Source organism: Ruegeria sp. AM5, assembly GCF_056540645.1.
Map to the genome: position 1 here is coordinate 629806 of NZ_JBQFXC010000001.1, position 14048 is coordinate 643853.

At 56.5% G+C, this 14048-nt stretch carries 13 protein-coding genes; 5 read left to right on the forward strand and 8 right to left on the reverse strand.

Annotated elements, in window-relative coordinates; all coding sequences use genetic code 11:
- Window positions 1-388 precede the first annotated feature (388 nt).
- Window positions 389-1936, forward strand: a complete 1548-nt coding sequence (locus ACR0AH_RS03180) for a helicase HerA-like domain-containing protein (protein ID WP_480590310.1) — start codon at window positions 389-391, stop codon at window positions 1934-1936.
- 45 nt (window positions 1937-1981) lie between these two features.
- Here the strand turns inward: ACR0AH_RS03180 and ACR0AH_RS03185 are convergent, their stop codons facing one another.
- From ACR0AH_RS03185 to ACR0AH_RS03210, 6 genes are all read right to left on the reverse strand, one after another.
- Window positions 1982-2194, reverse strand: coding sequence for a hypothetical protein (locus tag ACR0AH_RS03185; RefSeq protein ID WP_480438555.1), 213 nt, complete (start codon window positions 2192-2194; stop codon window positions 1982-1984).
- Between the two features lie 227 nt (window positions 2195-2421).
- The gene (locus tag ACR0AH_RS03190) at window positions 2422-3735 is read right to left on the reverse strand and encodes a branched-chain amino acid ABC transporter permease (protein WP_480590312.1); all 1314 of its coding nucleotides are present in this window, start codon (window positions 3733-3735) and stop codon (window positions 2422-2424) included.
- Window positions 3732-4742: a branched-chain amino acid ABC transporter permease gene (locus tag ACR0AH_RS03195; protein ID WP_170393049.1), complete on the reverse strand. Its 1011-nt coding sequence runs from the start codon at window positions 4740-4742 to the stop codon at window positions 3732-3734. Before ACR0AH_RS03195 ends, ACR0AH_RS03190 begins: the two co-directional genes overlap by 4 nt.
- 85 nt (window positions 4743-4827) lie before the next feature.
- Entirely contained in the window at window positions 4828-5658 is an 831-nt protein-coding gene (locus tag ACR0AH_RS03200) for an ABC transporter ATP-binding protein (protein ID WP_170393050.1), read from the reverse strand.
- Window positions 5655-6443, reverse strand: a complete 789-nt coding sequence (locus ACR0AH_RS03205) for an ABC transporter ATP-binding protein (protein WP_170393051.1) — start codon at window positions 6441-6443, stop codon at window positions 5655-5657. Before ACR0AH_RS03205 ends, ACR0AH_RS03200 begins: the two co-directional genes overlap by 4 nt.
- Before the next feature lie 125 nt (window positions 6444-6568).
- The gene (locus ACR0AH_RS03210) at window positions 6569-7750 is read right to left on the reverse strand and encodes an ABC transporter substrate-binding protein (RefSeq protein ID WP_170393052.1); all 1182 of its coding nucleotides are present in this window, start codon (window positions 7748-7750) and stop codon (window positions 6569-6571) included.
- A gap of 170 nt (window positions 7751-7920) precedes the next feature.
- Between ACR0AH_RS03210 and ACR0AH_RS03215 the strand changes: the two genes are divergently transcribed.
- Both ACR0AH_RS03215 and ACR0AH_RS03220 read left to right on the forward strand, forming a co-directional pair.
- A complete protein-coding gene (locus ACR0AH_RS03215; RefSeq protein ID WP_170636118.1) occupies window positions 7921-9015 on the forward strand; it encodes a PQQ-dependent sugar dehydrogenase in 1095 nt (364 codons plus the stop codon).
- An 88-nt stretch (window positions 9016-9103) separates the two neighbouring features.
- Entirely contained in the window at window positions 9104-9631 is a 528-nt protein-coding gene (locus ACR0AH_RS03220) for a GNAT family N-acetyltransferase (protein WP_170562711.1), read from the forward strand.
- Between the two features lie 20 nt (window positions 9632-9651).
- Here ACR0AH_RS03220 and ACR0AH_RS03225 read toward each other — a convergent pair whose 3' ends face one another.
- The gene (locus ACR0AH_RS03225) at window positions 9652-10656 is read right to left on the reverse strand and encodes a GlxA family transcriptional regulator (RefSeq protein WP_170393055.1); all 1005 of its coding nucleotides are present in this window, start codon (window positions 10654-10656) and stop codon (window positions 9652-9654) included.
- Between the two features lie 169 nt (window positions 10657-10825).
- Here ACR0AH_RS03225 and ACR0AH_RS03230 point away from each other — a divergent pair, with 169 nt between their 5' ends.
- Window positions 10826-12196, forward strand: coding sequence for a class II 3-deoxy-7-phosphoheptulonate synthase (locus ACR0AH_RS03230; RefSeq protein ID WP_170393056.1), 1371 nt, complete (start codon window positions 10826-10828; stop codon window positions 12194-12196).
- A gap of 55 nt (window positions 12197-12251) precedes the next feature.
- On the opposite strand, the gene ACR0AH_RS03235 is transcribed toward ACR0AH_RS03230, so the two are convergent.
- A complete protein-coding gene (locus ACR0AH_RS03235; protein ID WP_480590316.1) occupies window positions 12252-12923 on the reverse strand; it encodes a PAS domain-containing protein in 672 nt (223 codons plus the stop codon).
- A gap of 232 nt (window positions 12924-13155) precedes the next feature.
- On the opposite strand from ACR0AH_RS03235, the gene ACR0AH_RS03240 reads away from it, so the two are divergent.
- Complete coding sequence (locus ACR0AH_RS03240) at window positions 13156-14046, forward strand: YicC/YloC family endoribonuclease (protein WP_480585057.1); 891 nt, start codon at window positions 13156-13158, stop codon at window positions 14044-14046.
- Window positions 14047-14048: the final 2 nt, after the last annotated feature.

Here is a 14048-nt window from a genome sequence, read left to right on the forward strand (position 1 = left end):
AGTGGTGTCAGGGTAAATCCGAATTCCAGACCGGGAATTGATCGTTTTTTGCCGAAATGCGTGGGAAACACCGCGATCTGCAACGAAAAAGGGAGCCGGTGGAGCGGCTCCCTTCCTGAATATTTTCTCCCCGTCGGACTGGCCGACTTAGTTATGCGCAGACGTTACGAAAGGGGAACCCGTTGGTCAACTCCTAACCCTAAAAAACTATTCTTGCGTCTTTCGGTTCTTGTAGAATTTAAAAAAAGCCGTGCCCAAAGGCACGGCCAGTCGACAGGGAGGAAGTTTGCCCCCGCAGCCAAGCCACGAGAAGCAACATTTACCCTCGCAGCGAAAGGTTAACTTTGTATGCTTGCAGCAGATCGGTAGAATTCGGGACAGATTTTCAATGGACAACAAGATCTTCGTAGGCGGTGGTGGCGACGGCTATTCAGTGGCACAGGGGCTGTCGCTGAAATATGCGAACCGCCATGGCCTGATTGCTGGTGCGACCGGTACGGGCAAAACGGTTACGCTGCAAATTCTGGCTGAAGGCTTCTCACAGGCGGGGGTTCCAGTGTTTCTGGCCGATGTGAAAGGTGACTTGTCGGGGCTGGCGCTGCCTGGAAGCGAAACCCACAAATTACACCAGGCTTTTTTGGATCGGGCCGAGAAGATCGGGTTCGGCACATTCTCTTACGCCGCGTGTCCAGTCACGTTCTGGGATCTGTTTGGCGAGCAGGGGCACCCGGTCCGAACCACAGTGACCGAGATGGGCCCACTGCTACTATCGCGACTGATGGAGCTGAGCGAGGCGCAGGAAGGCATTCTGAACATCGCCTTTCGGGTCGCAGACGAAGAAGGCATGCCGCTGCTTGACCTGAAAGACCTGCAGGCATTGCTGGTCTGGATAGGCGAGAAACGTGCCCAACTATCGCTGCGCTATGGCAATGTCTCGACATCTTCGATCGGTGCTATTCAACGCCGCTTGCTGGTTCTGGAAAATCAGGGCGGTACCAATCTGTTTGGCGAGCCTGCGTTGGACCTGGCCGACCTGATGCGGACAGATGCGAACGGGCAGGGGATGGTGAACATTCTGGCCTCTGACAAGCTGATGGGCTCTCCGCGTCTGTACGCGACTTTCCTGTTGTGGCTGCTTAGCGAATTGTTTGAAGAACTGCCCGAAGTGGGGGACCCTGAAAAACCGAAACTGGTGTTCTTCTTTGATGAAGCGCACTTGCTGTTCGAGGACGCCCCCAAGGTGCTGGTGGATAAGGTCGAGCAGGTGGCGCGCCTGATCCGATCAAAGGGCGTTGGAGTTTATTTCATCTCGCAGAATCCGGCGGACATCCCGGAAGATATTCTGGGTCAGCTGGGCAACCGGGTCCAACATGCGCTGCGGGCCTTCACCGCGCGCGACCGCAAGAATCTGCGACTTGCTGCTGAGACCTATCGTGAAAACCCAGCTTTCGATACTGAGACCGCAATCCGAGAGGTGGGCGTGGGCGAGGCCGTGACCTCGATGTTGCAAAAGAAAGGTGTTCCGGGCGTGGTCGAGCGCACTTTGATCCGGCCACCGGGCTCTCAACTTGGTCCGATTACCAAAGCTGAGCGTCAGTCGGTGATCAAAGCTTCGCCGATGGATGCAAAATACGGCAAGCGTATCGACCGCAAATCGGCGTTTGAGATTCTGCAGGCGCGCGCGGATGCCGCTGCGAATGCGGCGGAACAGGCGGAATCCGACGAAGTTCTGGAACAGCAGAGCCCGGCAGAACGCGAATACGCCTCGGCCCGAAGGTATTCGGGCAACCGCGTTGGGCGATCGTCATCTCGTCTTTCGCGCAAAAAGGATACCTTCGCCACGGCCTTGAGCGAGGCCGTGATCAAAGAGCTGAAAGGAACAACTGGCCGCCGCATCGTCAGGGGCATTCTGGGCGGCTTGTTCCGCAATCGCTAGAAGCCGGAGTGCGGCGCGCGCCGAACCAGTCGCGCGCCCATATTGTTATCGATTAAGCCGGCGCAGGCCTTCCTGTCTGCAATAATTATCCGCCTCGGGCACCGACATTTTGGTGGCCGGAAAATCGATTGCGCGGTCCCAGGTGACGCGGTCCTGGCGGTAAAGCTGACAGGTCACAACACCTTTGGGCGTCTGGACCTTGACCGGGGTGGTCTCTAATTGTTCGGGTGAGGGAATACACGCTGATAGCGTTGCCATCAGCGGGATCCCGATTGCGAAAACTCTGAGTGGTTTAATCATTGCGACTACGGTGCTCTCATCTTGGTTAACTGTCAGATCGTTACAACTCCGCACCAAACAAACATGGTATGGGGCACAGCGCGATGTGGTGGATCACGATACACCGATTTAGAGCGTTCTGACTCGCCGCACAATAAAACGCACCGATTAACGGTGCGTTAGGGGAATTTCGCAGGAAATTTTGCTTATTTCTCGGGGATCAGCCCTCTTGGACTGAATCTGAGAACAATCAAAAGAATCAGCCCCATGGTGAACAGGCGCATATGTGCGGCGCTATCGATCAGATGCGTCTTAAGTGCGCTGCCGTCAGGCATACCTGAGGTTATCAGGTTCATAAGCCACAGGCCCATGGGTTCAACCTGAACCCACAGGAACCAGATCAGGAACGCTCCCAGTACGGCACCGAAATTGTTGCCCGACCCGCCGACGATCACCATGACCCAGACAAGGAAGGTAAAGCGAAGCGGGTTGTAAGTGCCCGGCGTCAGCTGCCCGTCCAAAGTGGTCATCATCGCACCGGCGATGCCGCAGATGGCCGAGCCCAGCACGAAGATCTGCAGATGGCGGCGGGTGACATCCTTGCCCATCGCCTCGGCGGCAACCTCATTGTCGCGGATAGCGCGCATCATGCGGCCCCACGGGCTTTTCAGCGCCATCTGCGCCATCCAGAGCAGCACCAGTAGCACGATCAGGAACAGCAAAGAGTAGCCCAGCTTGACGGAAAGCGTCGAGGCAGTAACCGGATCCAGCCCTAACCACTCGGCCCTTGCAAGGAAAGATGGGTCTTGCTGCAATTCAACTTCGTAGCCAACCACCGGTGAGGGACGTGGAATGCCGTAGACGTTCTTGACACCACGTGCCAGCCAGTCCTCGTTTTTCATGACGGCGATGATGATCTCGGCGATACCAAGTGTGGCAATTGCCAAATAGTCCGAGCGCAGGCCCAGCGCCGTTTTTCCGATCAGCCATGCTGCGCCCGCCGCCAAAAGTCCCCCGGCAGGCCAAGCGAATAGGACAGGAAGGTTCAAACCGCCGATATTACCTGCGACAGCAGGATCAATCGCTTCGATCGCAGCTACGTTGGGATCAAAAATTGCGCGGTAAACAAAAAAACCTACGACCAGAATACCGATGATTGCAAAGGTTTGTGTGCGTCCCTTGGGCATTTTTTGGGCCACCATCACAGCTGCAACCACGGTTGCCGCGCCCATCAAAAGCGACAGGATGACGCCATATCCTCCACCAGACCAGGCGCCGGGGGTTGGGGGTGTCGAGACCAGCACAACCGCCAGCCCGCCCAGCGCGACAAAGCCCATGACACCAACGTTGAAGAGGCCAGCAAAGCCCCATTGCAGATTCACGCCAATCGACATGATGGCCGAGATCAAGCCCATGTTCAGGATCAGGATTGCGGCGTTCCAGCTTTGGGTGAATCCGGTCAACAGGATGAGTGCGCCGACGACCACGAAAAGCAGCGTGTTTTTGACGGGCTCGCTCATATCACTTTTCCTTTGAACAAGCCGGTTGGCTTAAACAGAAGTACGATCAGCAAAATGGCAAAGCTGACAGCGAATTTGTAATCGGTGGACAGGAACTGCACCAAACCTGACGGCTCCAGATTTTCAGGTGCCAGATAAGTCAGCACTTTCTTCCACGCGTAGGTGATCGTCACCTCAGAAAACGCGATGATGAAACCGCCTGCGATGGCTCCCAGAGGGTTTCCGAGGCCACCCACGATAGCCGAGGCAAAGATCGGCAGCAAAAGCTGGAAATAGACAAATGGCTTGAAGCTTTTGTCGAGGCCGTAAAGCACGCCCGCAGTGGTCGCCAGCGCGGCAACGATGATCCATGTGATCATCACCACGCGCTCGGGGTTGATACCGGACAGCAACGCAAGATCCTCATTGTCAGAATAGGCCCGCATTGATTTGCCGGTGCGCGTTTTGTTCAGGAACCAGAACAACAGCGCCACGGCGACAACCGCCACGATCACCGTGATGCCCTGGGAGGTCTTGATTGCCAGCCCCTCACGCAGCCCAGTCATCGCCTTGAAATCTCGCGCCGAGACGATGAAACGCGCTCCGTCCGAGAACCTTTGGTCATCCGGACCGATGATGAAACGAACCAGCCCGTTCATGATGAACATCACACCCATCGAGACGATCACCAGAATGACAGGTTTGGCCTTCTGTTCCCGATAGAAGCGATAGACCAACCGGTCGGTGATCAGCACCAGAACGATACAGCCCAGAATGGCAAAGGGCAGGGCGAGCAGAGCCGTTGGCAACGGCCCGAAACTGACGCCTGCGGCTTGCAGGCCCCAAGTGACCAGCACCGCGATCATCGCGCCAAAGGCCATCGTATCGCCATGGGCAAAGTTCGAAAACCGCAGGATGCCGTAAATCAGCGTCACCCCCAAAGCGCCCAGCGCCAACTGACTGCCATAGGCGATTGCGGGAACAAGAACGAAGTTGGAGAGCGCCACAAGGGCGTTGAGGAAGTCCATTAGTTCGTTACCTCATTTTCCAAGTTCGTACGTCTTTTTGACCTGATTTCAGAGTGATCAAACACGAGAGTAGCTGTCACTGGCGTCATCCCCCCAAGAAACTCTTGCGAACTTCTGGATCGGCCAACAGCTCCTTGCCTGTCCCGGTATAGGCATTGCGACCCTGGACCAGTACATATCCCTTGTCCGCAATCTCCAGCGCCTGACGGGCATTCTGTTCGACCATCAGGATCGGTAACCCGGTGCGCGAGACCTCGATGATCCGGTCGAACAGCTCATCCATCACGATTGGTGAGACACCGGCGGTGGGTTCGTCCAGCATCAACACCTTGGGCTGGGTCATTAGCGCACGGCCCACGGCGACCTGTTGACGTTGACCACCTGACAGCTCTCCGGCGGCCTGATTGCGTTTGTCGCGGAGAATGGGGAAGAGGTCATAGACCTGTTCCATCGTCTGGCTGATGTCGTCGCGCCGGATGAAAGCACCCATCTCTAGGTTCTCTTCCACTGTCATCGACGTAAAAATGTTCGAGGTCTGCGGGACAAAGCCCATGCCGCGTACCACGCGGTCTTGCGGGCTGAGATTGGTGATATCTTCGCCATCCAGCCGCACAGACCCTTGGCGTACGTCCAGCATACCAAACACAGCCTTCATTGCGGTGGATTTGCCCGCGCCGTTGGGGCCGACGATCACCGCGATCTCGCCCTTGTCAACGGCGATGGTGCAGTCATGCAGGATGTCCGGCCCTTTGCCATAGCCACCAGTCATGGTGTCGCCAATCAGGAAAGGACCGCCCTCGACCCGATGCGTTTCACCGCTTTTGCGATGTGCTGGAGTCATGGTGCCGACGCCATGCGTATTGGTGATCGAGGCGTCCTTGTTGCCCTTGTCGTCCTGGTAGGGGTTGTCGCTCATGCGCCCGCCTCCAGCTTGTCTTTGTTCTTAAGGCCGGTGCCTAGGTAGGCTTCGATCACGTGTTCATTGGCCTTGATCTCGTCCAGAGTGCCTTCGGCCAGCACCTTTCCCTCGGCCATACAGATGACCGGGTCGCAAATCTTGCCGATGAAATCCATGTCGTGCTCGATAACGACGAAGGTATAGCCGCGCTCCTTGTTCAGGCGCAGGATCGTGTCGGCGATGGTCATCAGGAGGGTGCGGTTCACACCAGCGCCGACCTCGTCCAAAAACACGATCTTGGCGTCGACCATCATGGTACGGCCAAGTTCCAGCAGCTTCTTCTGACCGCCCGAGACCTGACCGGCCTTGTGATCGGCCAGATGTTCGATTGTCAGGAACTCCAGCACCTCATCGGCTTTCGCCCTAAGTGCGCGTTCCTCATCCGCGATACGCTTACGCCCGAACCATGTGTTCCACAGCGATTCCCCGGATTGTGCGCCGGGCACCATCATCAGGTTTTCACGGCAGCTCATCGACGAAAACTCATGCGCGATCTGGAAGGTGCGCAGCAGGCCTTTATGAAACAGCTCATGCGGGGGCAGGCCAGTGATATCCTCACCGTCCATGTGTACCTTACCGCTAGTCGGTGGAAGTACGCCCGCGATCACGTTGAATAGCGTGGTTTTTCCGGCCCCGTTCGGTCCGATCAGACCGGTGATCGAGCCCTTTTGGATTTCCAGCGATGCCCCGTCCACCGCATGAAACCCGCCGAAATGCTTGTGCACGTCATCGACGACGATCATCTTTTCCCCTAGCCGCCGTTTTCGGCGTTTTTACCATCCCCGTTAACCGGAGTGCGGCCTTTTTTCATTGAAACAGCCCGGACACAAGGGCCGGGCTGCTTGTTTTTATGACTTTTAACCTTGGATCAACGGAAGTTGACGGTCTTGTTTTCGCCGTCGGTCACCTCGATCTCGCGATAGGAACCTGCGCTTTCACCAGGGCCGATCAGCTCAACGCCCGATGCGCCGACATAATCGATGTCCTGACCGGCAGCCAACAGCTCCAGACCTTTAGCCAGTTCTCCGGGGAAGATTTGCTCACCCGGAGCGTTGGCGACATCCATGATTTTCGCGCCGTATTCAGCGGGGTTGGTCGAACCTGCGGCCTGCATCGCCAGCATGAACAGCGCGGCGGCGTCATAGCTTTCCGGCGAGTAGGGCGACGAACCGTCAAAGCCCGCAGCTTCAGCCATGGCAAAGTACTTCTCGGCACCTTCACCGCCCGAGCCAGCGATCTGACCGAACGAGCCGTTCAGGTCGGGACCAACGTTTGCCGGCAGCGAGTCACCGATCATGCCGCCTGGCAGACCGAATGTATCAAACGCGCCGCTGTCCAGCGCCGACTGGATGATGCCCAGACCACCCTGATCCAGATAGCCGGCAACGACCAGAATATCGCCACCGGCCGAGGCCAGCGCGCCCACTTCAGCCGAGTAGTCGGCTTTGCCGTCTTCGTGCGCGGCAACGATGGTCACCTCGCCACCCGATGCCTCGAACGAGGACTGGATCGCATCCGCCAGACCCTTGCCATAGTCGTTGTTGGTGTATGTCAGAGCAATCGAGCTGATGCCACGGTCATTCAGGATGTCTGCCATTACCTGACCTTCACGCGCATCCGACGGCGCGGTGCGGAAGAACAGGCCGTTGTCTTCCATGGTCGACAGACCCGGAGACGTGGCCGACGGCGAGATCATGACCATGCCGTTCGGGATTGCGACGTTTTGCAGGATCGCGCCAGTGACGCCCGAGCAGTCGCCGCCGATGATACCGGCAACGCCATCGGCAATCATACGTTCGCCGTTCGAGGTGGCCAGACCATTGTCGATACAGCCGGTATCGGCGCGGGTTCCGGTCACGCTTGCGCCGTCGAGCAGTTTGCCGGATTCGGTGACCTCGGCCATCGCCATTTCAGCGCCCGAACCCATGGCCGGGGCCAGCGATTCAATCGGGCCTGTAAAGCCGAACAGCACGCCCAGCTTCACGTCCTCGGCCATAGCGGTACCCGCCAGCAGAGCGGTTGCTGCAGTAGCGGTAAGCAGCTTTTTCATTAGGTTACTCCCTATTTATCGTTTGAACGTCGTCGTTCTGGGCATGACCCTAGGCAAGCTGTCCGAAAAAGAAAAGTCCTAACAAAAAAGTGCTTTTGAAAGCAGCAATCCTATCTGTTTTGTTAGGCTAGGTCAGTTTGTTGCGGAGCACCACTAGGGATTGGGTCGGTATGATCAGAACTTTTGCGATTCTCATTCTGTCGTGCTGGTCGATTGCAGGCTGGTCCGATGTCATCAACACAACCGGCGGGCCGGTTCAGGTTACTCAGGTGGTTAGAGGCCTTGATACACCTTGGGCGATTGGCATTCTTCCGGATGGCAGCTTTGTTGTCACTGAGCGAGATGGCGAGCTTTTGTACGTTGCCCGAGGTGAGGCGAAGCGCATCAAGGGTCTGCCAAAAGTGGTCGCGAACGGGCAGGGCGGTCTGTTAGATGTCACCATCGCGCGTGACTTTAATCAGACCCGCGAGCTTTTTCTGACTTTCTCCAAATCGCAACGAGGCGGTGCAGGCACCGCTGTCGCTGTCGCTCGTTTATCGGAAAACGGAGAACGTCTAACCAATCTGCGCGTGATATTCGAGGCCTCTCCCGGTGGCTCCGGCGGGCGCCACTTTGGCTCTCGTGTCGTTGAAGCGAATGATGGCACGTTGTTCGTCACTATCGGTGACCGAGGTGATCGCCCGGCTGCGCAGGATCGTTCGAACCACATGGGAACGGTCATTCGGATCAACCGTGATGGTTCAGTTCCCAGTGATAACCCGTTTGTGGGCAATCCCGGTGTCCGCCCCGAGATCTGGTCGTTTGGTCACAGAAACCCTCAGGGTGCCAATTTGGATCAGCAGGGCCGGCTTTGGGTTTCGGAACACGGGGCAAAAGGCGGGGATGAGGTTAATCTGATCAGACCCGGTGCCAATTATGGCTGGCCAGTGATTTCGTATGGCGTTCATTATTCGGGTCAGAAGATCGGTGAAGGCACGTCGAAGCAAGGAATGGAACAGCCCGAGTATTATTGGGATCCTTCCATCGCACCCTCTGGCTTGATGGTCTATTCCGGGAAACTTTGGCCGGAATGGAAGGGGAATCTATTCGTTGGCTCTTTGAAATTCGACTACATTGCACGTTTGGCGGGCGATCCACTGCGTGAGGTTGAGCAGATCGAAGGCCCCGAGACCGAACGTGTTCGCGACATCGCCGAAGCACCAGATGGGTCGATCTGGTTCATTTCCGTCGGGCAAGGCGCGGTTTACCGAATGACGCCCCTCTGACGGTTTTAAACGGGGTTAGGGCGTTTGCTTCTATGCCATTCGGTCACGGTGTATCTGTTCCGGGCTTCAGGGTGATCAGGAGATTTGAATGAGTGATTTTGTAATCGAGCTTTGTGAAACAATGCCGCCAAAGCGCGAACTGAATACGATCCTGGCACAATATTACGCGCTTATCGTGCAACGAATGCAGGATATGGGCTTTGAGATTGATCCAGCGGCCCCCGAAAGCGCATTGGCGGAGTTTTGGGCGCATACAGAGGATTACCTACCCCCGAATGGATGTCTTGTGGTGGCGCGAAACGATGCCGGAGACATCATTGGATGTGGGATGCTGAAACGATTTGATCACCAAACCGGTGAACTTAAACGGGTTTTTGTGACCGAGGAGGCACGGGGGACCGGTGCCGGGCGTGCCTTGATCGAAGCCCGGGAACAGGCCGCGCGTGATATGGGTTTGAAACGCCTCATCGCCGATACGCTTACACCGAATGTCGAAATGCGCGACCTGTACCCCAAACTTGGTTTTGTTGAACTGGACTCACCAATCGAAACCACGACCTATCTGGATCAACCGATGTTACGGCCGCACCTGCACTACTTTGCGAAAGATTTGTAAGGTTTCCCTGCGGCTTTGGATTAAACAGACAACCGACCGCTCTGTGCACCGCGTTCGCGATAAGGCGTGGTGTTGTAATGCGCCCGGTAGCATTTAGAGAAATGCGACGGGCTGGCAAAGCCGCAAGCCAGCGCCACATTGATGACGCTCATATCGGTCTGCATCAGCAAGTTCCGCGCTTTATGTAGGCGCAACTCCATGTAGTAGCGCTTGGGCGAGCGGCTGAGATAGCGGCGGAACAGACGTTCTAGCTGGCGCGTCGACATGCCTACGTCCTTGGCTAGAATAGAAGGCGAGATTGGCTCTTCTATGTTCTTTTCCATCATCAGGATAACCTGACTGAGCTTGGGGTGGCGCACGCCGATCCGTGTAGGTGTCGACAAACGTTGCGTGTCCTGATCCGTACGTATCGAAGAATAGATCATCTGATCAGCGACCGCGTTGGCCAGATCTTCTCCGTAATCTTCGGCAATCAGCTTGAGCATCAGGTCAATCGAGGATGTGCCGCCTGCAGTTGTCATTCGGTTGCCATCAACCAAAAACACCGACTTGGTCAGCTCTACAGTGTCGAATTCTTCGGCAAAACTGTCTGAGTTTTCCCAATGGATCGTAGCGCGCTTGCCTTCCAGCAAACCGGCTTTGGCCAGCGTATAGGCCGCGGTGCAAAGACCGCCGATTTTCAACCCTTTACGCGCTTCGCGGCGTACCCAGTTCAGGATGCGTTTGGTGGTTGCCGCTTGTACATCGACCCCCCCGCAGATCAGGACGACGTCGTCACGCTGCAATTCGGTCAGATCAGAATCAAGATTGAAAGAAGTACCGGCTGAACAAGTCACTGTTTCACCGCCTTCGCCCGTCAAGGTCCAGGTATAAAGCTCTCGGTTGGCCATTCGATTGGCGATCCGCAGACTGTCCAAAGCCGAAGCGAATGACAGAAGGGAAAACTTGTCCAAAAGCACAAATACAAAGTTATGCGGCTTGCCTGTGCTATGATCCACAGTGACAACTTGGCGTTGCTCTTGCATGGCGAACTGTCCTTGATTCGGCGCGCACCGGGATTTCCACGGTGGCGGATATGCCAGTCACCATGCTCAAAGCTTGATTATGGCGTCAAGAGGCGCAAAAGGGATATGGCCTCTCATTCATGCATTTTGTATAGAGGCCACCTGAAATACTTCAGCGGAGATAAAAGCTATGACTGAATGGCAAAAAACGAACTGGCGCAACAAGCCCCGGGTTCAGATGCCAGACTATACCGACGCGGCCGCGCTGGCCAAAGTCGAGGCGCAGCTTTCGCAGTATCCCCCGCTGGTTTTTGCGGGTGAAGCGCGACGGCTGAAGCAGCATCTGGGAGCCGCGGGTCGTGGCGAAGCGTTCCTGTTGCAAGGCGGGGATTGCGCTGAAAGCTTTGAGCAGTTCAGCGCGGATGCGATCCGTGACACGTTCAAGGTTATGCTGCAGATGGCAATGGTGCTAACCTACGGCGCCAAGGTTCCCGTGGTTAAAGTTGGCCGCATGGCGGGCCAGTTCGCAAAACCGCGCAGTGCACCGACTGAGGTTGTGGACGGTGTGGAGCTGCCCAGCTACCGCGGTGACATCATCAATGAGCTGGCCTTTACACCCGAGGCACGCATTCCGAATCCCGACAAGATGCTTCAGGCCTATACACAGGCGGCGGCAACACTGAACCTGCTGCGGGCGTTCTCGACCGGTGGTTTTGCGGATATGAGCCACGTGCATTCGTGGACGCTGGGTTTTGCCGACGGGCAAGACGTTCAGAAATACTCTGAGATCGCCGACCGCATTCAGGATTCGATTGACTTCATGGGGGCTGCTGGCATCACCGCCGACACCACCCACGAATTCTCATCGGTGGAGTTTTACACCAGCCACGAGAGCCTGTTGCTTGAGTACGAAGAGGCGTTGACCCGTCTGGATTCGACCTCGGGCAATTGGTTGGCCGGTTCTGGGCACATGATCTGGATCGGCGATCGGACCCGTCAGCCCGACGGTGCGCATGTCGAGTTCTGCCGGGGTGTTCTGAACCCGATTGGTCTGAAATGTGGCCCGACAACCAGTGCCGAAGACCTCAAGGTTCTGATGTCCAAGTTGAATCCCGAAAACGAAGAGGGGCGTCTGACTCTGATCGCGCGCTTTGGTGCAGGTAAAGCGGGTGAGCATCTGCCGCGTCTGGTCAAAGCCGTAAAGGAAGAGGGCGCACAGGTTACTTGGGTCTGCGATCCGATGCATGGCAACACGATCAAATCCGCGACCGGCTACAAGACCCGGCCGTTTGATTCCGTGCTGCGCGAAGTACGCGATTTCTTCGGTGTACATCAGGCTGAAGGCACGATCCCCGGTGGTGTTCATTTCGAGATGACAGGGCTGGATGTCACCGAATGCACCGGAGGTGTGCGCGCGGTGACAGAAGAGGATCTTTCGGATCGCTATCACACAGCTTGCGACCCGCGCCTGAACGCCTCGCAGTCGCTGGAACTTGCATTCCTTGTCGCGGAAGAACTGACCAACCTACGTCGTGACCGCAGCAAGCGCGCTGCAAGCTGACTTCGAATACATCCTGAATTAGTAAGACGGCGGGCCTCATGCCCGCCGTTTTCATTTAGTCGTCACGTGATGATACCAACCTTAGGTGCGGTGCCCCTTTGAACGTGGTCTGGTCTTCAGCGAACCCCTCTGCTTGCTGTTGGACAGGCCTCGGAGGCTGTTGCAAATCAGAGATCGTGTTGACGCGGCGATCCGAGACGATGAAGCGACGCGGTGTTGCCCCGATGGTTCCGTCGCTGATCATGACCCCAAGAATGCGGCTGACGTCGCCCAGATCGCTTTTAAGCGGCAGCAGGATCATGCGGGCCTGAAGGCTGGTTCGTCCCAGCTTGCCTTTCGAAAGCAAGCCCAGTTCGGCAACTGCGGGGCGGGTGAGGACTTGGTCCAGAATGGATTTGACATCATCGCGGGCGCTCGGTTCGAAAAAAGCCGTTAGAGGCATACCGCGAACTTCCATGCCCGCCAGATTGTTCAGGTGACTTCCCGCCAGCCGAAACCGGGCCAAACCCGGCGCGATGCGTTCCAGTATGAATGTGTATTCGAGAATATTCTCCAGGCCGCGCGGATCGATCTGCGAGCGCATCGGAACGCCTTCACCTGTCAGCAAGGCGGTCCAATAGGCTTCGGCCTGACGGATGGGAGAAAGGCTTCGCCCGCTGTCAAATCGGTCCATTGCGATGATCTTTCCAAGTTCTGAGCCGGAACCAGTCCCGAAAAAGGTTTTCATTTCATCACCCTACCGTCAATCACTCGCGATTTTCCTAAAATGCCATCTAATGGGCAAAGCTGCGATCCGCCAGCTTTTCTGACTGTCAGATTGACACGGGTTAATACAATTTTGGAGCAATTCTTTAACGAATGGTTAACCTCTTGGCATTGATTGGGGAATGAGCAAGGTCTTGCCCCTTGCTGGTCAATGGCATTAGGTGCGACCAGTGAATTTGACGGAAAGGGCAGGCATGATCAAATCCATGACCGGTTTCGCCTCGGGCAAGGGGGCGTTTGGTCCCCATAGCTGGACTTGGGAATTGCGCAGCGTCAATGGCAAGGGGCTGGATCTACGTCTGCGGCTTCCCGATTGGTTGACAGGGTTAGAGGCCGCGCTGAGAGGCGATCTGTCGAAGCAGGTCAACCGAGGGAACATCACGCTGTCCCTTCGGATGGGACGGGAAGAATCCGCCGCGGATGTCCGGTTGAATACCCCAGCGATGGAAGCTGCGCTGGATGCACTGGCCCAGACCGAAGCGCTTGCTGGCGCGCGGGGCGTATTGTTGGCTCCCTCCAAAGCCAGTGATCTTCTTGCGTTGAAAGGGATGTTGGAAGCCGGAGCTGACGCGGATGATCCAGCCCAACTTGTCGAGCACCTGAAATCTGAGTTCGGTGGCTTGCTTGCTTCATTCATTGAGATGCGCGGTTCCGAAGGTGAAGCTCTGTCAGGCATTCTTGCGGGACAACTCGTCCAAGTCGCAAAGCTGACGGATCAGGCCGCTGATCTGGCCGAGCGTCGCCGCGAGGAAATGGCGCAAAACATGCGCGAAAATCTGACGCGCGTTCTCGACAATACGCAAGGTGCGGACCCTGATCGCGTTGCACAAGAACTGGCCCTGATCGCGGTCAAGGCCGATATTACCGAAGAAATTGACCGGTTGAAGGCCCATGTCACTGCGGCGCGTTCCCTTTTAACGCAAGACGGCCCGGTTGGGCGTAAGCTGGATTTCCTGATGCAGGAGTTCAACCGTGAGGCCAACACGCTCTGCTCGAAATCGCAGAATGCCGAACTGACGGCGGTTGGGTTGGAGCTGAAAGCGGTCATCGATCAGATGCGCGAGCAAGTGCAGAACGTGGAATAAGG

What these genes read in the sequence shown, in the direction of transcription:
- ACR0AH_RS03180 (WP_480590310.1), top strand. Translation starts at nt 389, where the DNA reads ATGGACAACAAGATCTTCGTAGGCGGTGGTGGCGACGGCTATTCAGTG.
- ACR0AH_RS03185 (WP_480438555.1), bottom strand. Translation starts at nt 2,194, where the DNA reads ATGGCAACGCTATCAGCGTGTATTCCCTCACCCGAACAATTAGAGACC.
- ACR0AH_RS03190 (WP_480590312.1), bottom strand. Translation starts at nt 3,735, where the DNA reads ATGAGCGAGCCCGTCAAAAACACGCTGCTTTTCGTGGTCGTCGGCGCA.
- ACR0AH_RS03195 (WP_170393049.1), bottom strand. Translation starts at nt 4,742, where the DNA reads ATGGACTTCCTCAACGCCCTTGTGGCGCTCTCCAACTTCGTTCTTGTT.
- ACR0AH_RS03200 (WP_170393050.1), bottom strand. Translation starts at nt 5,658, where the DNA reads ATGAGCGACAACCCCTACCAGGACGACAAGGGCAACAAGGACGCCTCG.
- ACR0AH_RS03205 (WP_170393051.1), bottom strand. Translation starts at nt 6,443, where the DNA reads ATGATCGTCGTCGATGACGTGCACAAGCATTTCGGCGGGTTTCATGCG.
- ACR0AH_RS03210 (WP_170393052.1), bottom strand. Translation starts at nt 7,750, where the DNA reads ATGAAAAAGCTGCTTACCGCTACTGCAGCAACCGCTCTGCTGGCGGGT.
- ACR0AH_RS03215 (WP_170636118.1), top strand. Translation starts at nt 7,921, where the DNA reads ATGATCAGAACTTTTGCGATTCTCATTCTGTCGTGCTGGTCGATTGCA.
- ACR0AH_RS03220 (WP_170562711.1), top strand. Translation starts at nt 9,104, where the DNA reads ATGAGTGATTTTGTAATCGAGCTTTGTGAAACAATGCCGCCAAAGCGC.
- ACR0AH_RS03225 (WP_170393055.1), bottom strand. Translation starts at nt 10,656, where the DNA reads ATGCAAGAGCAACGCCAAGTTGTCACTGTGGATCATAGCACAGGCAAG.
- ACR0AH_RS03230 (WP_170393056.1), top strand. Translation starts at nt 10,826, where the DNA reads ATGACTGAATGGCAAAAAACGAACTGGCGCAACAAGCCCCGGGTTCAG.
- ACR0AH_RS03235 (WP_480590316.1), bottom strand. Translation starts at nt 12,923, where the DNA reads ATGAAAACCTTTTTCGGGACTGGTTCCGGCTCAGAACTTGGAAAGATC.
- ACR0AH_RS03240 (WP_480585057.1), top strand. Translation starts at nt 13,156, where the DNA reads ATGATCAAATCCATGACCGGTTTCGCCTCGGGCAAGGGGGCGTTTGGT.